Here is a 20,366-nt window from a genome sequence, read left to right as displayed (position 1 = left end):
TCGTGAACCATGAGTAATCATACGCGTATCGTTCTTGCCGGCGGCGGCACCGCCGGCCATGTCAATCCGTTGCTGGCCGTCGCCGACGCCATCCGCTCCATCGAACCGGATGCCGAAATCACGGTTATCGGCACCGAAGCCGGATTAGAACATGACCTGGTACCACAGGCCGGGTATCCGCTGGAAACCATCGAAAAAGTTCCATTCCCTCGCCGCCCCAATGCATACATGCTGAAATTCCCGGCAAAATGGGCGAAAGCGACGCGTACGGTACGCGGCATCCTCGGACGCAGCAAGGCTCAGGTCGTCGTCGGATTCGGCGGATACGCTTCGGCCCCGGTATACGCGGCGGCACATCGTATGGGTGTCCCCATCGTTATTCATGAACAGAACGCGCGAGCCGGCATGGCCAACAAACTGGGAGCCCGTTGGGCCGGCATGGTCGGCACCGCATTCGACGGTACCGGTCTGAACGTGCGCGAAGGCGCGAAGCTTGAACGCGTGGGATTACCTCTTCGCCCGGCCATCTCCCAATTATGCCAGTCCATGGAATCCAATCGCGTACAAGTGCGCATCAAAGCCGCGGAACGACTGGGCATTGATCCCAACCGTCCCACCGTGGTCGTCACAGGCGGCTCCCTTGGCGCGTTAAGCCTTAACCGAGCAGTGGCGGCCAACGCGAAGGAACTGGTCGAACACGCGCAAATCATTCACCTGACCGGCAAAGGCAAAGGAGATGAAGTTCGTGCTACAGTCGTGTCGATAGCCGGCGAAAACGCATTAGGTGATTTGGACCTTTCCCGCACCAACGCTCCTGCCGCAAGCGGCGGAGACTATCATGTCGCTGAATATTTGGAACGCATTGACCTCGCATTCGCGTGCGCCGACCTGGTCGTATGCCGCGCAGGCGCCGGAACGGTATGCGAATTAAGCGCACTCGGCCTGCCGGCGGTCTACGTGCCATTGCCCATCGGCAACGGTGAACAGCGGTTCAACGCGCAGCCCGTAGTCGACGCGCAAGGCGGACTCATGGTCCCGGATGCGCAATTCACCGCCGAATGGGTGAAAGAACACCTGCCAAGCCTGCTCGCCGATAAGGAACGTTTGGCAACATACGGACGCAACGCCTGGCGGTACGGCATTCGTGACGCTGCACAGACCATGGCGAAATACGTGCTCGACATGGCATGCTGACATATTCGCAAGCGCATGGCGGCGGCCGTTCATTGGCCTGAGGTACGGCCATAATAAAAAGGCATAACAGCGGTAAGGGGACGAATCGTGTGTGATAACAAGCAAGCAGCCGATCAAGTAGTGTTGGATCCGCCCACAGCGGCATTCCGTTCCGACGAAACCACATCCGACCTGGGCGTAACCCATTTCATCGGCATCGGAGGAGCAGGCATGAGCGTGCTCGCCGAAATGCTGCACGAACAAGGCGTGACCGTACAAGGCTCCGACCGGGAATCCGGCGCAAAAACCGATCGACTGCAGGCTCTTGGCATCGACGTACGCTTCGGCCAGCGCGAAAGCAATATCGAAGGCGTCAACACCGTCGTCTATTCCAGCGCGATCAAAGCCGACAATCCGGAAATCCAAGCCGCCCACGCTTTAGGCTGCCGCATTGTGCATCGCAGCGATATCCTGTCTCTGCTGATGAACGCCAAGCGTGCTGTCACCGTGGCGGGAGCTCACGGCAAAACCACCACCAGCTCCATGCTCGCCCATATACTCGTCCACGCCGGCACCGGCACGCTGGCAGACCCCAGCTACGCCATCGGCGGCTCCATTCAGGGCAAAGACGGCACCGTTCTTGACGGCGGCCACGCCGGCGCCGGCGACGTGCTGGTCGCCGAAGCCGACGAATCCGACGGCAGCTTCATGAAATATCATCCTGAAATCGCCATCGTCACCAACGCGGAAGCCGATCATCTCGACCACTACGGCGACGCCGCACACTATCGCGCCGCCTTTGCAGAACATGTAGGCAACGCGCGCCGCGCCATCATCATGTGTGTCGACGACGAAGGCGCGCTCGCGGTATTGCGCGCGCTCGACGCGGCCACCGCGCGCAAGGTCATCGCGTACTCGACGCAGCCGGCACAATCATTGGGCGATCTTAATGGCGCATCCTTCGTGCGCATTCTTTCCGAATCCACGAACGACAACGGGCAGGAACGCTTCACACTGGAACTTCCCGAATCCCTCGCATCACGTGGCGACGCTGGCAATACGAGCCTGCTCAACGTGTCGCTCGCGATTCCCGGCATTCACAATGCCCGCAATGCCACCGCGGCAATCATTGCGGCAGTCCTGCTGGGCGTGCTTGCACGTGAGGCCGCTGATGCCGCCGCAACCTTCCGCGGGGCCGCCCGACGCTTCGACATTCGCGGCTGCGAACATCAAGTGACCGTCGTCGACGACTATGCGCATCATCCGACGGAAATCGCCGCCCTTCTGGACGCTGCACGCCGTCGCTATCCGACGCAACGCATTCACGTTTTGTTCCAGCCCCATCTGTTCTCGCGCACGAAATTCTTCGCCAACGAATTTGCTGCAGCACTGGGCAAAGCCGACGACGTGATCGTCACCGGTATTTTCCCGGCACGCGAAAGGCAGGAAGACTATCCCGACGTGAACGCATCGACCATCGTGTCGTGTGCGCCCGAAAACGCAACGGCCAGAATGTTCGAAGCCGTCGACAACATGGATGAAGCCGCACACGCCATTGTGTCGCGCGCGCATGCCGGAGACGTTATTTTCACGGTGGGCGCAGGTGACGTCACGCGTATGGATCCTGTGATTCTTGACATGTTGCGCGATCGCGACGATGCCGGGATCGATGCCTAATGGCCCGTCGTATCTCCAGTTCGTCGGAAGGCAATCCGCACAAGACGGTGCGCAGCGCCATCGGGCACAGTGCTGCCGCACATAATTCGACCGCACGCAATACCGTTGAGCGGAATGCCGACATACGGCATTCCGCTGCGCAAAAGTCCTTCGGACATACGGCGAATTCAGCCGCCAAACCGAGGACGTTCGCGATGTTCGGCAAAACCAAACCTGCCGATCCATCGAACAAGCGCGCGCCTCGCAAGATTTCGAATGGAAAAGTCGGAAAACCCCGCCAAACGCGAGCGGTAAGCAGCAAAGGTCCGCGGGCTCATGACGCCGCGTCCTCTGCGAAGTCGTTGGCAAGGGCTTCGGCAAGATCTGCGTCATCGGCTTCGATCTTGTCTTCACAGTCGTCTGATTCGGCTTTGTCGCAGCGCTCCGAAGCCGGCAAATTCGTCGATGCACGCGCTTTGCACAGCGAAGATCTGGTCGCGAAAACCCTGAACGAAACTTCAGGCATATTGGGTGTTGCGACGCGTCCGAAAAACATCGATTTCAGCGCGCGTCTCAAAGAGCGTCGCCGTGCGCATATTCGCGTGATCGCCTTGCGTGTGCTGGTGATGATTGGCATAGCCGCTGTTACCGGCCTGCTGATATGGGTGCTGTTCTTTTCATCGGCTTTACGCTTGGACGCGTCGAAAATCACCGTCAAAGGCGCGAATGAGTGGGTGAGCGAAGAACAGGTGCTGGCCATTGCTGACGAGCAGGCTGGAAAATCCCTGCTACTGGTTTCCACGGGCGACGTCGAAAATAAGATCAAAGAGATTCCAGGCGTGACTGAAGCGTCGGCGGATAAACGATTCCCGCAAGGTCTGTCTGTTTCCGTCACCGCGCAGAAGCCGTCCGCGATGCTGAAAACATCCGACGGCGTGTTGACCGCAGTGGACAGCCAAGGACGAATCCTGAATTCCGTCAGCAACGCATCGGCGGATGGCATTCCTGTAATTGAGGTCAGCAATGTGGAATCCGCGGTGAAAAACCGCTCCATCAAAGCGGCCATCACTGTGGTGAGCTCCTTGCCGGAAACGCTGAGGTCGCGTATTAACGCGGTGACCGCAGCTACGCAGGATTCGGTGACAACAGTGTTGGATGGCGGCAATTACACGATTATTTGGGGCGATTCTTCCGATCTGGAGCTGAAAAAAGCCGTGGTCGACAAAATCATCAACGATCCCAATGTGATTGGCGACAAACATCAGATTGATGTGTCTGCGCCGCTAAGACCGATTATCAAATAAGCAAATAAGCAATATCAGTGCCGGTAGCGTGCAGGTTCTATCAATATTCGCCTGCCGCTACCGGCTTTTTGCATTGCCGATTGTTGGCGGATTGCACTGTGTTCAGTGCATCAGCTCATCAGTGTCGAACATGATGGTCACCGGACCGTCATTGAGCAGTTCGACGCGCATGTGAGCGCCGAACGAGCCCTCTTTTACGGCCAGGCCATTGTCGCGCAGCGCTTCATTGAAACGTTTCCAAACGGTTTGCGCATGATCGGGCGCGCCGGCTTTGACGAAACTTGGCCGATTGCCTTTGCGTACATCCGCATACAGTGTGAATTGTGAAACGGAGAGGATTTCGCCGCTGACATCCATGATGGAACGATTCATTTTGCCGTTTTCGTCTTCGAAAACACGTAGATTGGTGACTTTACGGGCTAGCCGGTCGATTTGCACCTGTCCGTCGTCGTCGGCCACGCCAACCAGCAGAAGATATCCGTGATTGATGGCCTGCGGAGTAAACGTTGGATCGATTTCGCCGGTCGCCTCATCTACGACGTCGACACTGGCACGTGACACGCGTTGCAATACGATTCTCATGAAGCTGATTGTAGGCCATACGTCGCCGGCAAAACCATCATATTTGTACTGATATGACGTTTATGGCCTGTGGCATTGCGGAGAATCGTGAAAAATGATGCCTGGCGATGCGGTGCAGGTATCGCACGCCGCCAGGCATGCGTGATGATGCTAATTGGAAGCCGTTGATGATTTATTGAATCAGGATTCCTTGGAGATGAATGCGGGGGGGGGTGCGGAACCCCCCCACCGGCAAAAGTGAGCGTTCCGACGTTGCATTTCGGTCACACTTGCGGGTTATGGGCCAAAACATGTGTCCGGAATAGCTTCTTGGCCCTTGTCGGATAACGCGTTTCGTGGTTTCGAATGTCCGGATGGCCTCTTTCGAAGCTAGCCAGAAGGTCAAGATGGTGAGGATATGGCATGGAAATGAAAAGACGTCGTTCCAACGAAAGGAGCGACGCCTGAAATTTGTGGAGCTGCGGGGAATCGAACCCCGGTCCGGTAACCGTACCCTCAGTCTTCTACGTGCGTAGTCTGCTGGCCGTGCGGCGGTTTTTCTGCCCCCATCTATATCGCAGACAACCGATGGCGGGCATATCCGCAGTTAGAGTCCCCGAACCACCCTGCAGCTCAATGGTTCGGGCAAGTCTTCTTAACGACGCTCAGCACCTTCCCAAAGACGAGGAAGGGTGAACGGAGCGGCTGCTCGCTGGATTAAATCTGGCGCGAAGCTCAGGCAGCGAGAGCGAACTCAGTGCGGTTAGATTTAGCACTTATTCTTTTGCAGGGGACATCCACGAGCGGACCCTGCGTTCTCGGCACGCTTCCCTGCGACGAACAGGTCACCGTCGAAACCGATCAGCCCCTTTTGAATTATCACATTCGATTCCTTGAATAATCAGCGCCGTCAAAAAACTGCCAAAGCGTCCTTTGGCGCCACCGACTTGCGGGAATCAGACACCATACTATACCCGTTCTGACGTTGTTTTGACAAATCCGGCTGTCTTCATGCTTCAAGCGAAAGACAGCCGGACTATGATCAAAGCCAATCGGTCATATATGCATATATTTAATTATATGATTGTTCGATTTCTTGATCGCGTTGCGCCGGTGAAAGCAGGGCGACGGCAACATGCGGGATTCGTCAGTATGCGGCTTCGGCCACGTAATCGGTGACTCCGCTTTCCGGGTAGGTCGGCCAAGCTCCGGATTGGGTGCAGACGAAGGCCGCGGTGTTAACGGCGGCGCGGTGTGCCTCCGCCATGGAATCACCGTTCAGAAGGCGGCCAGTGAACGTGCCGGAGAAGGAATCGCCGGCGCCGACGGTATCGACGACCTCAACGTGCGGCGTCTTGATGGTGGAGTGCTCGCCGTTCTTGGACACGATGGTGGAGAAGGTCGAGCCGCCGGTCAGGATGATGTAGTCCAGATCGTAGTTGTCGATAAACCACTGGCATGCGTCGTCGTCGGATCCGGCCGGAATGCTGAGCATGTCGCGCATCAGCAGCAGTTCGTCATCGTTGATTTTGAACACGGTGGCAAATCCGAGCAGCTCCTCGATCAGTTCCTTGGAATACTGGTCGCCGCGCAGATTGATGTCGAAGAATTTGAGTGCGCCCGGCTTCGCATGGCGTAGCAGCTCGACGATTGTGTCATGCGATTCTTCGGAGCGCAGGCCCAGCGTGCCGAAGCACACGGCGTCGGCCGTGCCGATCAGGTCGGTCAGTTCGTCGGTCAGATGGATGTGGTCCCATGCCACGTTCTTGACGATGGTGTATTCCGGAATGCCGTTGTTCAGGGCGACATCCACGATGCCGGTTGGCCATTCGTTGCGCTGCAGCATGGCGTTGATGCCTGCGGATTTGGCTGCTGCGGTCAGCTCGTCGCCGAGTTCGTCGTTGCCGATGGCGCTGATCGCATAGCCGTCAGCGCCGTTCTGTGCCGCATGATATGCGAAGTTAACGGGGGCGCCACCTGCGCGCTTGCCGGTGGGAAGCATGTCCCATAGCAGTTCTCCGAGGGAGATGACGATTGGCTTGGTCATGGGATTTCCTTTCTCTGTTGCTGTGTCTCTGGCGGGAAACGTTTTGGTTGTGTGTGATCGGGGTGAGTCCAGTCGGGCCAGGTCCGATCGGGTTTGGACTGGTCGGGCCCTAGGTGAATGCGAAGAACATCGAAGGGTGTTCCAGGAAATTCGTTATGGCCACGGCCGCGGCGCCGGAAGTGGTGGCGTCCGTGGGGAGGGTGGACAGGGATATTGTGGTCGTTCGTGCCAGTTGTGGTATGGCGCGGCGTTGTACCACATCATTGACTTCATCGAGCAGCATCTGCCCGGCTTGCGAAAGAATATCTCCCATAACGATGTGGGAAGGGTTGAACATATTAATGATGGTAATGCATCCGTAGCCGATGTATCGTGCCATCGTCTTCATGATGCGCAATGCGTCTTCGTTTCCATTGCTTGCCTGCTGGAACAGTGCTTGACAGGCTTGCGTATGTGTCATTGCGTCGCAGTCGGCGACGATGCTGGGAGCGTCGCGCAGTTGGTTGTGGATGGCGACTGCGGAGCAGTATCGCTCGAGGCATCCGACATTGCCGCATTCGCATGGTATGCCGTTGACATCGATGCTGATGTGGCCGAGTTCACTTGCTGTGCCTTGCGTGCCGTAGAACGGTTCACCGTGGTTGATGATGCCCAGTCCGATGCCTTCGCCGAGCAGATAGTAAGCGAGATCGTCGCCTGCTACGTCGGGGTTGAACAGGTATTGTGCCAGCGCGCCGGCTCGTGCGTCTTGTTCGATGAAGACGGGGATGTTGAATTGGTTGACAAATTCGTTAATGAAATTGACGTGCTTCCAGCTTTGCATTGAAGAGACGATTGCGGTGCGTCCCTCATCGCGTAGATACGGCCCGGGCACGGCCATGCCGACGGCGACGATTCGCCGGTCGTGTCGGATAAGCCTGTTGATGGTATCGCGAATCAGCTGTACGGTTTCGTTGATGCTGTTGTCGTGCACGGTGGGCAGGTTGGTGAGGCTGATATGGCTGCCGCGGATGTTGAAGACGCCGATTTGCACGAGGCTGCGTGCGAATTTAACGCCTATGAAGTGGTACGCGTCGTTGTCGAGGGTCAATCCGATGGAGCGTCGGTTTTTGCTGCCTTCAAGATCGCCTGTTTCTTCGATAACGCCTGCGTCAAGCAGCTTTGCGGTGATTTTGGTGATTGCGGCGGGGGTAAGGCCCAACGCTTTTGCGATTTGTGCACGGGAGCTGATGCCGTTGCGATAGAGGTGTTGCAGTATGCGGAACCGATTGGTTTCGGACATTGTGGCCTGCTGTGTGTTGGCGTTGGGCATATGACACCTCCTTTGCTGTCCTACTTGCGTTTTCCGTTTAATGTATGAACTGAATTTATATATTAACGCTGTTAATAATGTTGTGGCAATCCGACACGCCGTGATTATCGATGCTCCGGTAATCGTACGCCATCAGCCGCCGCTGACGGCGGTGACAAAAACGCTGTAAACGTCTCCACTACCGATGATACCTTGTAATACTAAAAGTGCATCAAAGGAGATGTCATGATCGTTGAAATCGCCGTCCAAGACCCCGAAGGCGCGAATATCGCATACGAAGAAGGGGCTGGTCGCATTGAATTATGCGCGGCATTGGGGTCGACGGGAGGATTGACGCCCAGCCGCGCAATGATTGAAGCATGCGCCGCAGTGGGATTGCCGCATGGCGTGCAGGTGTTGATCCGCCCGCGAGCGGGATCCTTCGTTTTTGATGACGCCGAAAAACAATTGCAATTACAGGATGTTCGATATGCGATTGAATCGGGAGCCGAGGGTGTTGTCGTTGGAGGCTTGGATACCGATAGGTGCGTCGACGTTCCATTTGCGTCCGCTTTGGCTGAAGCGGCGCGCGATGAGACCGCTCGATTGGGGCGCGACGTGCAGATCACCTTCCATCGTGCATTCGATATGGTACCTGATCGCATCGCCGCCTTGGATGCATTGATTGAGCTTGGATATACGCGTGTGCTGACCTCGGGAGGCGCACCCGATGTGGCAAGAGGGACCGAAAGACTTGCGGAGCTTGTGAGGCACGCGGCCGGTCGCATTGAAATACAGGCCGGTGGAGGCGTCAATCCCAATAACGTCAGGCAAATACTGCGATGCGGGGTCGATGCCGTTCATTTGTCCGCGAAGCATGTTGTCGCCGGTAACGGCGGGCCGGGCGGAGGGGGAGATGCCGGGGTCGAACGCACCGACAGAGATACCGTGCGTCGAACCATTGAAATCGTTCACCGATGGCAGGGAACGCCGGTTCGTTGTGAATGACAATGCCACAGCGTATTGTTGATTAGGCAAGGTGCTTAACGATTTGACAAAGCAGTCGAATCGTCTAATTAAGGAAAGGCCGATATCATGCCTGAAGTCATTATTGTGAAGAATGAGGCCGAAGCCGGCGAGCTGTACGCCCGCTGTGTCGCTGATTTGATCAAGACGAAGCCGAACGCGGTGCTGGGCCTGGCCACCGGTTCCAGCCCGCTGGCCGCCTATCGGGCACTCGCCAAGATAGTCAAGGACGAATCGATTGATGTTTCCGGTGTGCAGGGCTTCGCATTGGACGAATACATCGGTTTGCCGCTGACCCATCCCGAGTCCTATCACAGCACGATTCACCGTACGGTGGTTGAGCCTCTCGGACTCGACCCGGAAAAGGTTCATGTTCCGGGCGACGTGCTGAACGGCGCTCCTCTGGAAGACGGCGAGTTGATCCGCAATGCCGGTGCGAACTATGACGCCGCCATTGCGGCCGCCGGTGGCATCGACGTGCAGATTCTCGGTATCGGCACGGACGGTCATGTCGGCTTCAACGAGCCGGGGTCCTCACTGTCGTCCGGCACCCGAATCAAGACCTTGGCGGAGCAGACCCGAGTGGATAACGCCCGTTTCTTCGATGACGACATCAACCAAGTCCCGACCCATTGCATCACGCAAGGCATCGGTACGATTCTGCGCGCTCGCCATCTGGTGCTGCTGGCTTTCGGTGCCGGAAAGGCCGAAGCGATTGCGGAAACAGTTGAAGGCGGCGTTTCCGCGTTCTGCCCGGCCTCGGCATTGCAGCTGCATCCACATGCAACCGTCATCGTTGACGAAGCCGCGGCTTCGCGCCTGCGCCACAAGGACTACTACAAGTACGCATTCGAGCACAAGCCGGCATGGCAGGGCATCTGATCGTTCTTGAGGAATCGTCAATAAAGGAGCATATATGGAATCCCGTGAGCAAATCGTTGCACACGTGACGTCGGCGTTGGAAGGCGAAGCTGGAAAGCTCGCCATTCGCGGCGCTCGCAAGGTGGACGCCCGCGGCGTTCAAGATCATTTCTGGATTGTCTCCGACGATGGTATAATCACCGCTGTCGGCACGAATGAAGAGGGATTTGAATCGGCATGTCGTTCAATCGGCATCGACCCCGCCGAATCTTCCGCTATCATTGACGCCGCCGGTCAGATCATGACGCCAGGCTATATCGATATTCACGCCCATGGCTCATGGGAGAAGTCCTTCGATGATGGCCCTGACGGCATCGACATCGCCCGCGCCGGCCATGCGGTGCATGGCACCACGCGTCAGGTGCTTTCGTTGATTACCAATCCGATTGATGTGATGTGCGACAACCTGCGCAATGTGCGTGCGAAGATGGGTGAGCGTCCGGACGTGCTTGGCGCGCATCTTGAAGGCCCGTTCCTTTCCATTAAGCGCAAGGGTGCCCATGATCCCGAGTGTCTGAAGGATCCTGTTCCGGAATTGGTCGATGAATTGCTTGAGGCCGCCGATGGGTGCCTGCGCCAGATCACGATTGCGCCGGAACTGCCACACGGCATCAGCGCCATCAAACAGTTCACCGCTGCCGGCGTGGTGCCGGCGGTCGGCCACTGCGATGCGGATTATGACATGGCCAAGCGTGGCTTTGATGCCGGCGCGGGGCTCATCACCCACATGTTTAATGCGATGAACGGATTGCATCACCGCGAACCGGGACCGATTCCGGCAGCGGTTGAAGACCCGCGCGTCACCATTGAACTGATCAACGACGGCTTCCATGTCGCCAATCCGATGGTCAATCTCGGTTTCGCCTTCGCCCCCCATCGCACCGCGTTCGTCACTGACGCCATGGCGGCCACCGATTGCCCGGATGGCCCGTATAAGCTGGGCGCTTTGGATGTCAATGTGGTCGACGGGCATGCGCGACTGGTTTCGAACGGTGCCATCGCTGGTTCGACTTTGCTGCTTGAAGTTGCAGTGCAACGTGCCGTGCTGGAACTCGGCATCGGCGAAGCCGAAGCCGTGGAAGCGGCAACGTTGACAGGAGCGAAGGTGTTTGGATTCGACAAACCGAATCCGGTTACCGGAGCTCCGATCGGCCTGCTCGCCCCCGGTTTCGCCGCGGACGTGCTGCTGACCGATCCGGCGACATGGAAGGTGAATTCCGTGTGGTGCGCAGGTAGGAAGCTGCGCTGAAATCCGCAGGCTGAAATAAAAAATGATGGGATAGCGGTATCTGGTCGATTCCCTATATAACGGTTGGGCGCTCAGCTGCATATGCGGTTGGACGCCCAACCGTTTCATTATGTAGAATCTTTTTCTTTTCTGTCTCAAGATATGAAAGTTACGAGTCGGTTACGCATACTAGAGCAATACGTTATTACACAGCCAAGGTTGCGGGAGCCAAAAGCATCTGCCCTTCGCGATTCCATCCTCGGTAGGCGAAACATTTCATAGCCTGTGATTGGGTTCGCAGGTTTTCGGAAGCATATTGCGATTGCTTGCCCAACGTTTTTCTGTTCGCATGCGTACGAGGAATCGATGCCAGATAGAGAGAGGATTCCATCGTGAATCATAAGAAGATTTTTGCGGCGATCGCATCCGTCGCGGCCGTGGCCTCCTTGGCCGCCTGCGGCGTGAAGGATGGCGGCACCACTACGGCCACCACCGATTCGAACGTCATTACCATCGGCACCACCGATAAGATCACCAGCCTCGATCCTGCCGGCTCCTACGACAACGGTTCCTATGCCGTTCAGATTCAGGTGTTCCCGTTCCTGTACGCCCAGGACTACAACACCTCGGAGTTGTCTCCGGACATCGCAGCCGATGACGGCACTTGGAACGAAGACGGTACCCAATTCACCGTCAAGCTGAAGGAAGGCCTGAAATTCGCCAATGGCAATGACCTGACCTCCTCCGACGTCAAATTCTCCTTCGACCGTATCAAGACCATCAATAACGAGAACGGTCCCGTTTCCCTGCTTGCGAATATTGACTCTGTCGAAGCCCCGGATGATACCACCGTCGTGTTCAATGCGGCCGTCCCGTTCGACGTGACCCTGAAGCAGGTGCTGTCCAGCCCGGCCGGGCCGATCGTCGACGAAGACGTGTTCAGCGCGACCGAACTGACCGATGCTGACACCATCATCGAAGGCAATGCGTTCGCAGGCCCATACACGCTGACCTCCTTCACTCTCAACGAATCCGCGGCATATGCCAAGAATGATGCTTATGAAGGCCTGACCCCGGCCAAGAACGACGCCGTTCAGGTGCAGTACTATGCTGACGCCTCCAACCTGAAGATGGCTGTCCAGCAGAGCCAGATCGATGTCGCCTACCGCTCCCTGAGCCCGACCGACATCGAAGATCTGTCCAAGGACGACAACGTCAACATCGTTTCCGGTCCGGGCGGTGAGGAACGCTTCATCGCGTTCAACATGAAGATCATGCCGTACGGCGAATCCCAGCCGGATGCCGACTCCAACAAGGCCAAGGCCGTGCGTCAGGCCGTCGCGAACCTGATCGACCGAGAAGAGTTGGCCACCAAAGTCTACAAGGACACATACACGCCGATGTACTCCTTCATCCCGGATGGTCTGGAAAGCCATGAAGACACGCTGAAGGAAGCATACGGTGAGGACGGCGCGCCGAGCCTGGAGAAGGCCAAGAAGGTTCTGGAGGACGCCGGTGTCGAAACCCCGGTGAAGCTTAGCCTGCAGTATAACGGCGACCATTATGGCTCCAGCTCCGCTGACGAATACGCGGCCATCAAGAACCAGCTTGAAGAAGGCGGCCTGTTCGAAATCGATCTGCAGCAGACCGAATGGACGCAGTACAACGAACAGCGTCTCGTGACCGAAGACTCCGACGGCGCGTATCCGGCCTACCAGCTCGGCTGGTTCCCGGACTATTCCGACCCGGACAATTATCTGTCCCCGTTCTTCCGTGATGGCAACTTCGTTATGAACGGCTATTCCAACTCCGAAATCAACGATCTGATCGTGGCCCAGGCCGGAGAACAGGACAATGACAAGCGCATGGAGATGCTCAAGCAGATTCAGCAGCTCGAAACCGAAGACCTGTCCGTCATCCCGCTGCTGCAGGGCGCCCAGACCGCCGTCACAGGCAAGAACATTGACGGTGTGGTGCTCGATGCATCCTTCCGCTTCCGTTACTCGTCCGTGACGAAGTCCTGAACGACTTCCAGCTGACAACCAGCCGATGATGAGTGAATGCCGGGCCTTCCGAACGATTCGGAATTCCCGGCATTCGCCATCGGCAGACCGTCGTTATCTTTTGTTTTTTCGTACTCACATGCATCAAGCCAAGGAGCTTTGAGTGTCCCAGAACAACACCAAGGCTGAAGCAGTCGATCGGGACGCCGCGCAAAAAAAGGCGACGGATCGGCCGCAAGCCAAGAAAAACAGAATCTCCAGCGGATTCTTCAAATTCGTTTTGACCCGGTTCCTGTTGATTATCCCGACAGTGTTCATCCTTGTCACCATCGTGTTCTTCGTCATGCGCGCCACCGGCGATCCGATTTCCGCCGCCATGGGTGGCCGCCTGACCCCTGACGAATTGCAACGACGTATTCATGAAGCGGGCTATGACCGACCTCTAATCGTGCAGTATATCGAATATCTGTCTAATTTGCTGCACGGTGATTTGGGCACTACCCTGACCGACAATCAGCCTGTTATCTCCATCCTTACCCACTATGGCGCCGCTACATTCGAACTGGCTTTCCTGTCTCTGATCGTCGCTCTGATTGTCGGCATCGGCTTGGGCCGTGTCGCAGCCAAGCGCCGTGACCATGGCGCGGATGCAGGCATCCGTACTTTCGCCATTTTGTGCTATGCTACGCCGGTGTTCTTCCTAGGCTTGGTGCTGAAGCTGATTTTCTCCGTGTGGATGGGTGTACTGCCGAGCTCCGGCCGCGCCTCGCTGTCCAGTCAGATGCAGTTCGAGCGCCTGATTTCTCCCACAGGCTTCTATATCATCGACGCATTGCAGCTGGGCGATATGAATGTGCTTATCGACGTGCTGCAGCATGCCGTATTGCCGGCTCTTGCGTTGGGACTGTTGACAGCAGGCGTGTTCATCCGTCTGGTCCGCACCAATGTGATCTCCACTTATAACTCGGGTTACGTCGAGGCTGCCCGCTCCCGCGGCGTTTCCGAAAAACGCCTGCTGTCCAAGCATGCATGGAAGCCGGCCTTGATCCCGATTATCACCGTCATGGGCATGCAGATCGCTTTGATGCTTGCAGGTGCCGTGCTCACCGAGACTACCTTCGAGTGGAAAGGCCTGGGCTTCATGCTGTCCAACTATCTGAAGGCGCGTGATTTCGCCGCCGTGCAGGGCATTGTGATTCTGATCGCCATCATCGTGGCCGTCGTCAACTTCATCGTTGATGTGATCAGCGCCCTGATCGATCCGAGAGTGAGGTACTGACGATGAGCGAAACCACAGTCACCGTCCCGGGCGATAAGCGCCTGAAGAATCTGAAAGTCACCAAGCCTACGCCATGGTTTTCCAAGCTTCCCGTCGCCCGCGATCTGAAAATCGCAGTCGGCTGGCAGAAGGCCATGCTGATCGTCGGCTTGTCCATCACCGCCATCTTCTTGCTGATTGCCATCTTCGCACCGCTGATTGCTCCATACGGATACGCGCAGCTGAAGGACGATAACGGTGTGGCGTTCCCGGCGCAGGCCGCTCCAAGCGCAGAACATATCTGGGGTACCACTGTCGGAGGCTATGATGTGTTCAGCCGTACCATCTGGGGTGCACGCACCGCGGTCATCGCCATCATCATCGCGGTGCTGCTGTCGATCTTCGCCGGTGTGCTGCTGGGTCTTGTCTCCGGATATTTCGGAGGATGGATCGACCGCATCCTCGTCGTAATCGCCGATGCGGTGTACTCCTTCCCTTCGCTGCTGCTCGCCATCCTGATGGCAATCATGATCTCCGGCGGCCAGTCCAGCCTTTGGGGCGGCATCCTCGCTTCCGGCATCTCCATCACTGTTGTGTACATTCCGCAGTATTTCCGTACCATTCGTGCCGAAGTCATCCGCATCAAGAATTCCGCGTATGTGGAATCCGCGAAGGTCGTCGGCGCCTCGACGTGGCGTATCATGACCCGCCACCTGTTGAAGAATTCCACGCGAACCCTGCCGGTTATTTTGACGCTGAACTCCTCCGAAGCGATTCTGACGCTCGCAGGCCTGGGTTTCCTGGGCTTCGGCATCGAACCGACCGCGGCCGCCGAATGGGGCTATGATCTGAACCGTTCCGTCACCGATGTCACCGCCGGCATCTGGTGGACCGCGATCTTCCCAGGTCTTGCAATCGTGCTGATCGTGTTGGGCATCACCCTGGTCGGCGAATCGCTTAACGATTTGGCCGATCCGCGTCTGCGTGCCCGCAAGTCTGCTGGCGAAGTGGTCGGATCCATCGAAGACACCTCCGTCGATCCGAACGAAAAGCCAAGCAGCGATAATCAGGTGATGGCTGAATTGGCCTCACGCAATCCGAAGGCTTCCGCCGATGATTTCGCCAGCGTCGTCACCGACGCGCCGGGCGATTTGGCGGATGCTGCATACGAGGCAGGAAAGGGACAGTAAGCCATGAGCGACGAAAACACTACTGTGGCAGACGGCAATCTCGCCGAAATCAAAGGCCTGAGCGTTTCGTTCATGACGGACGCCGGTTCCATTCGAGCCATCGACAACATCGACTTCGTCATTCCGCGTAAAACCGTAGTCGGCGTGGTCGGCGAATCCGGCTCCGGCAAGTCCGTGACCGCTCGCTCCATCATCAAGCTGCTGCCGGAAACGGCAACCACATCCGGTGCAATCTATCTGTCGAACCGTGAAGGCACCGACCAGATGGATGTGCTGGCATTGAGTGGCGAAGATCTTCGTCGCATGCGCGGCGAAGAAGCGGCTATGGTGTTCCAGGAGCCGAATTCCGTGCTGAATCCGGTCTATACGATCGGCTGGCAGATCGAGGAAGGCCTGCGCGCCCACGGCTGCACCGACAAGAAGGAACTGCGCGCCAAGTCCATCGAAATTCTGAAGAAGGTCGGCATTCCGGACGCGGAAACCCGCATCGACTACTATCCACATCAGTTCTCGGGCGGTCAGAAGCAGCGCATCGTCATCGCCATGGCGTTGGTGCTGAATCCCGGCCTGATTCTGGCCGACGAACCTACCACCGCGCTTGACGTGACCGTTCAGGCTGAAATCCTCGACCTGTTGCGTTTGGCCCGTGACGAATTCGGCGCCTCCGTGCTGATCATCACGCACAACATGGGCGTCGTCGCCGATTTGGCCGATCAGGTCGTGGTCATGTACCGCGGCCATGTGGTCGAACAGGGCACCGTGGAACAGGTCTTCTACAATCCGCAGGACGATTACACAAAGCGTCTGCTTGCCTCCGTGCCGCGCATCGGTCAGAAGTTGATTGTGCGCGATAAGGAAGGCAATGTCGTCGAGCGCAAGAAGGATTGGCATGAACAGCCGGTGGTGGTCAAAGCCAAGGGACTGACCATCATGTATCCAGGTCACCTGATGCAGCCTGACTTCAAGGCCGTTGATGGCATCGATTTCACGATTCGCCGTTCCGAGGTATTGGGTCTTGTGGGCGAATCCGGTTCCGGCAAGTCCACCACGGGTCGCGCCATCGCAGGCCTGCAGAAGGTTTCCGGCGGCTCCCTGAACGTACTCGGCGTGGAAATGAACGGCGTGAGGGAACGTCAGTTCAAGCAGAAGCGCGCCGATATCGGTTTCGTGTTCCAAGATCCGGGCAGCTCCTTCAACCCTCTGATGACCATCGCCGAAAACGTGGCCGAGCCGCTGTTGGTGCATAAGAAGTATTCTTCGGTCGCCGACGCCCGCAATTATGTGGGCGATCTGCTGGAAATGGTGCAGTTGCCTCGTGCATACATGAACCGTTTCCCGCACGAGCTTTCCGGCGGCCAGCGTCAGCGTGCCTCCTTGGCCCGTGCACTGGCGTTGAAGCCGAGCCTGCTGATCGCCGATGAGCCGACTTCGGCTCTTGATGTTTCCGTGCAGGCCAAGGTTCTGGAACTGTTCAAGACCCTGCAGGTCGAAATCGGTTTCGCCTGTCTGTTCATCACCCACGATCTCGCCGTCGTCGACATGCTCGCCGACCGCATCATGGTGATGCACAAGGGCAAAATCGTCGAACATGGCGATGCCGATCAGATCATGCAGCATCCGAGCGATCCGTACACGCAGAAGCTGCTGGCTTCGTTGCCGGTGCCCGATCCGCGAGAACAGCGTCTGCATCGCGAACATCTGCACGAGCTGCTGGCCTGCGAGGCGTGAGCTCGCACAGCCGATCATGTGATGGGAAAGAACGTGACCGGCGAGAGATTTGCCAAACTTACCCTTCCCTCTCCTAATCAATCAGCGTATATCGTGTGCGCGGCGTCCAAAAGATTGCCGTTGCGCATGGTGTGCGCTGATTTTGTATTTCGGCGGAATACGGTTTTATCCAGGAATTCTTATAATGGGATTCTTATAACGACAATGCAATGCCGCATGGTTACAGGGCGACGAGGAGGTTCCTTTGCTGTACCGAAATGAAAAGGCGGTCGCACATACCGGTGCCCGCTCACAGGAATCCGTTCCGATACTGATTCCCCGGCCGAAATCAGCTGATTTCTCCGGCGAAACCTTCCTGCTGCCATATGCCGGAAGAATCGTTGAATATGAGGAATGTGGCGATAGCACCAACGTGTACGCCCGCCAATTGGCCGATGACATCGAACAGGCGACCGGCATCGCCTGGGATATCGCCAAAGGCCGGTCGTGGCGTGCGATCATCACATTGCGCATCAACGCTGCCATTGCAGCGCAAGGCTATCATCTGCGCATCGCCTCCGACGGCATCATCGTGGAAGGCGGCGATGAGGAAGGCCTACGCAACGGCGTGCAGACACTGCGTCAAGTCATCCGTCAATTCGCGCCTGTAATGCCGGTCGGCGACATCGAAGACCTTCCTGACTACACGACGCGCAGCTACTATCTTGACGTCACCCGCGGCCGCGTGCCCACCATGCAATGGCTGAAGGAGTGGGCCGACAGGCTGTGCCTGTACAAGTACAATCAGCTGCAGCTGTATATCGAGCACACGTTCATGTTCGACGGCATGAGTGAAACATGGCGTGGAACAAGCCCTCTCACACCGACGCACATTATGGAATTCGACGAATACTGCGCGGCCCGCGGCATTGAATTGGTGCCGTCCATGTCCACATTCGGGCATCACTATATGGCGTTGCGCACGAAGGAGCTGCGCGGCTTAAGCGAGTTCCCACAGGACGCGGATCGCAGGTACAGCTTCGTTGAACGCATGGAGCATCACACGCTGAACGTCACCGACGATGAGGCATTCGCATTTTCGACGCGGCTGATCGAACAATATCTGGAATTGTTCCGCACGAAGAAGTTCAACATTTGCGCGGATGAGACCTTTGATCTGGGCAAAGGCGCATCGAAGGCGCTCGCCGACGAAATCGGTGTGGGTACGATGTATGCGCAGTATGTGACGCGCCTGTGCGAATATCTTTCCGAGCGTGGCCGCGAGCCGATGATGTGGGGCGACATCGCAGTGCAGATGCCGCAGATCCTGCCACGGCTTCCGAAGAACGTGACGTTGCTTAACTGGCAGTATGACGCCGCGGTGACGGAGGAAAAAGTGCGGCTTGTCGCTCAATCCGGCGCGCGGCAAATCGTCTGCCCTGCGGTGCAGTGCTGGAATTCGCTGCTGCCGCGTCTGGACGACGCCTGGCATAACATTTCCCGAATGGCGCTGTACGGCGCGCAATATGGTGCTGTCGGCATCCTGATCACCGATTGGGGAGATTACGGACATGTGAACGATCCGCATATGGCGGTGCCCGGCATGATATATGGTGCGCAATGCTCTTGGAATGCTGCGAGTTCCGATGATGATGCGGATGCGATGAACGCTGCCGTTTCGACATTGGAATACGGCGATGCCTCCGGCATGATGCTGTCGGCGTTGGCCAAGACCACGCGCGAAGTGTCCTTTGGGTGGGACGACGCCGTCCGATACGTGGAATTGGATGCCGGAAACGGCATGCTGAACACGGATGTACTGCATTCGATTTGGAATTTGAAGGATGAGCAGCGCGCATGGCTGCGTGACAGCGATATGTTGGCGCAGGCACGGGAACGCTATCTGATCGCGTTCGCGAATCGAATCGGCCGTGCCGAAAGCGCGAACGCCGCATTGGATGGCATTGAACGGCGGACATGTGCAGCGTTGGCCGGCGCTCGTGGTGAACATGCCATGATGATGCGCGCGTTACGTATAGCATTCGCAGGCCAGCGATTACTGAATCTGACGGGCCTGCATTTGCTGCAGCAAGTCGACGTGGCAACAGGCCTGGATGATGATGCGGATGGCGGCATAACCGATATCGAGCTGGCCCGTGCATTGGAAATGTGGGGCGAACAATATGCGACCGCATGGCGTTCCGTCAGTGAAGAATCGGAATTGAGGCGCGTCCTCAGCACGGTGTGGCGCTGTGCCGACGCATTGCGGTAACGCCATCACGGCCCCGCGTCACATAAGCCGTGGAACACGACGGTTGACGCGAACGCCTGCGAAGCGTCGCCTATAATCGCAACTAGCCACGGATAATTGAGTGGGCTGAGACGCGAAGATCGTCGTCCCAGCCCACGTTTCTGATACCAATATTAAATGGTCATCAATCAATATTGTTTGCCGCCACAGCGAAACAGCGCATGCACATCGCCATTGGCCTTATTCACCATGTACTGACGGAACAAAGCGAGACGTTCGACGCTGCTGGGCACCATCGGCTCCGGCAGATCATCCAGATCGAACCATCCGACTTCAAGGCTTTCCTCGTCGCCGATGAACGGTTCATGATTGCCACCGGGCCGTAACGCGCACAGGAACGAATGATCCATATACTGCGTGACATCGCCATTGGCATACACGACCTGTTGTGCGTCGGACGTGACCGACACCAGATCGGTGACGATGACATCCAATCCGGTCTCTTCCTTCGCCTCGCGCATCACCGTATCGGCGGGCTGTTCGCCGGGTTCGTTGATACCGCAGATCAGTGCCCACTTGCCGTTGTCCGAACGGCGCTCCAACAAAACCTGGCCTTCGCCATTAAGCAGAATGCCGGTGACGCCGATCAGCCATAAAGGATCATGGCCGATCTTCTTGCGCAGCTCCAACACGAAATCCGGTGTAGGCATGGCAATACCTCCTTGCTGTTATGACAGGGCCGGCCGCGCG

Annotated in this window: 15 protein-coding genes and 1 other RNA gene; 11 read left to right on the top strand and 5 right to left on the bottom strand. The window is 57.2% G+C overall.

Annotated elements, in window-relative coordinates; genetic code table 11:
- Positions 1-9: 9 nt before the first annotated feature.
- The 3 genes from murG to AC1AWD_RS05395 all read left to right on the top strand — a co-directional run bounded on the left by murG (position 10) and on the right by AC1AWD_RS05395 (position 4,133).
- Positions 10-1,194, top strand: a complete 1,185-nt coding sequence (gene murG / locus AC1AWD_RS05405; protein ID WP_476564329.1) for an undecaprenyldiphospho-muramoylpentapeptide beta-N-acetylglucosaminyltransferase — start codon at positions 10-12, stop codon at positions 1,192-1,194.
- Positions 1,195-1,281: 87 nt separating this feature from the next.
- On the top strand, positions 1,282-2,850 hold the full coding sequence (gene murC / locus AC1AWD_RS05400; RefSeq protein WP_476564327.1) for a UDP-N-acetylmuramate--L-alanine ligase: 1,569 nt from the start codon (positions 1,282-1,284) through the stop codon (positions 2,848-2,850).
- Between the two features lie 410 nt (positions 2,851-3,260).
- Positions 3,261-4,133 (top strand): cell division protein FtsQ/DivIB, encoded by an 873-nt coding sequence (locus AC1AWD_RS05395; protein ID WP_476564325.1) that lies wholly within the window; start codon positions 3,261-3,263, stop codon positions 4,131-4,133.
- A 102-nt stretch (positions 4,134-4,235) separates the two neighbouring features.
- Here AC1AWD_RS05395 and dtd read toward each other — a convergent pair whose 3' ends face one another.
- From dtd to AC1AWD_RS05375, 4 genes are all read right to left on the bottom strand, one after another.
- Positions 4,236-4,715, bottom strand: coding sequence for a D-aminoacyl-tRNA deacylase (gene dtd, locus AC1AWD_RS05390; protein WP_476564323.1), 480 nt, complete (start codon positions 4,713-4,715; stop codon positions 4,236-4,238).
- Positions 4,716-5,165: 450 nt separating this feature from the next.
- Positions 5,166-5,563: a transfer-messenger RNA gene (ssrA, locus tag AC1AWD_RS05385) on the bottom strand.
- Between the two features lie 278 nt (positions 5,564-5,841).
- Positions 5,842-6,741 carry a carbohydrate kinase family protein gene (locus AC1AWD_RS05380; protein WP_476564321.1) on the bottom strand — a complete coding sequence of 300 codons (900 nt, stop codon included), beginning with the start codon at positions 6,739-6,741 and terminating at the stop codon, positions 5,842-5,844.
- A 109-nt stretch (positions 6,742-6,850) separates the two neighbouring features.
- Positions 6,851-8,053 carry an ROK family transcriptional regulator gene (locus tag AC1AWD_RS05375; protein WP_476564319.1) on the bottom strand — a complete coding sequence of 401 codons (1,203 nt, stop codon included), beginning with the start codon at positions 8,051-8,053 and terminating at the stop codon, positions 6,851-6,853.
- 225 nt (positions 8,054-8,278) lie between these two features.
- Between AC1AWD_RS05375 and AC1AWD_RS05370 the strand changes: the two genes are divergently transcribed.
- From AC1AWD_RS05370 to AC1AWD_RS05335, 8 genes are all read left to right on the top strand, one after another.
- A complete protein-coding gene (locus AC1AWD_RS05370) occupies positions 8,279-9,040 on the top strand; it encodes a copper homeostasis protein CutC (protein ID WP_476564317.1) in 762 nt (253 codons plus the stop codon).
- Between the two features lie 87 nt (positions 9,041-9,127).
- Positions 9,128-9,940: a glucosamine-6-phosphate deaminase gene (gene nagB / locus AC1AWD_RS05365; protein WP_476564315.1), complete on the top strand. Its 813-nt coding sequence runs from the start codon at positions 9,128-9,130 to the stop codon at positions 9,938-9,940.
- A 34-nt stretch (positions 9,941-9,974) separates the two neighbouring features.
- Positions 9,975-11,228: an N-acetylglucosamine-6-phosphate deacetylase gene (locus tag AC1AWD_RS05360; RefSeq protein WP_476564313.1), complete on the top strand. Its 1,254-nt coding sequence runs from the start codon at positions 9,975-9,977 to the stop codon at positions 11,226-11,228.
- A gap of 371 nt (positions 11,229-11,599) precedes the next feature.
- Complete coding sequence (locus AC1AWD_RS05355) at positions 11,600-13,231, top strand: ABC transporter substrate-binding protein (RefSeq protein WP_476564311.1); 1,632 nt, start codon at positions 11,600-11,602, stop codon at positions 13,229-13,231.
- A 232-nt stretch (positions 13,232-13,463) separates the two neighbouring features.
- Complete coding sequence (locus tag AC1AWD_RS05350; protein WP_476564619.1) at positions 13,464-14,489, top strand: ABC transporter permease; 1,026 nt, start codon at positions 13,464-13,466, stop codon at positions 14,487-14,489.
- A gap of 2 nt (positions 14,490-14,491) precedes the next feature.
- The gene (locus AC1AWD_RS05345; RefSeq protein ID WP_476564309.1) at positions 14,492-15,658 is read left to right on the top strand and encodes an ABC transporter permease; all 1,167 of its coding nucleotides are present in this window, start codon (positions 14,492-14,494) and stop codon (positions 15,656-15,658) included.
- A 3-nt stretch (positions 15,659-15,661) separates the two neighbouring features.
- Positions 15,662-17,386, top strand: coding sequence for a dipeptide ABC transporter ATP-binding protein (locus AC1AWD_RS05340; protein ID WP_476564307.1), 1,725 nt, complete (start codon positions 15,662-15,664; stop codon positions 17,384-17,386).
- 244 nt (positions 17,387-17,630) lie between these two features.
- The gene (locus AC1AWD_RS05335; protein ID WP_476564305.1) at positions 17,631-19,637 is read left to right on the top strand and encodes a glycoside hydrolase family 20 zincin-like fold domain-containing protein; all 2,007 of its coding nucleotides are present in this window, start codon (positions 17,631-17,633) and stop codon (positions 19,635-19,637) included.
- Between the two features lie 167 nt (positions 19,638-19,804).
- Here the strand turns inward: AC1AWD_RS05335 and AC1AWD_RS05330 are convergent, their stop codons facing one another.
- Positions 19,805-20,326, bottom strand: a complete 522-nt coding sequence (locus AC1AWD_RS05330; RefSeq protein ID WP_476564303.1) for an NUDIX hydrolase — start codon at positions 20,324-20,326, stop codon at positions 19,805-19,807.
- Between the last annotated feature and the right edge of the window lie 40 nt (positions 20,327-20,366).

The sequence above is a fragment of the Bifidobacterium sp. LH_512 genome (assembly GCF_056356435.1).
The sequence above is the reverse complement of the archived record's forward strand: the minus strand, read 5'-3'. Positions and strand labels throughout refer to the sequence as shown.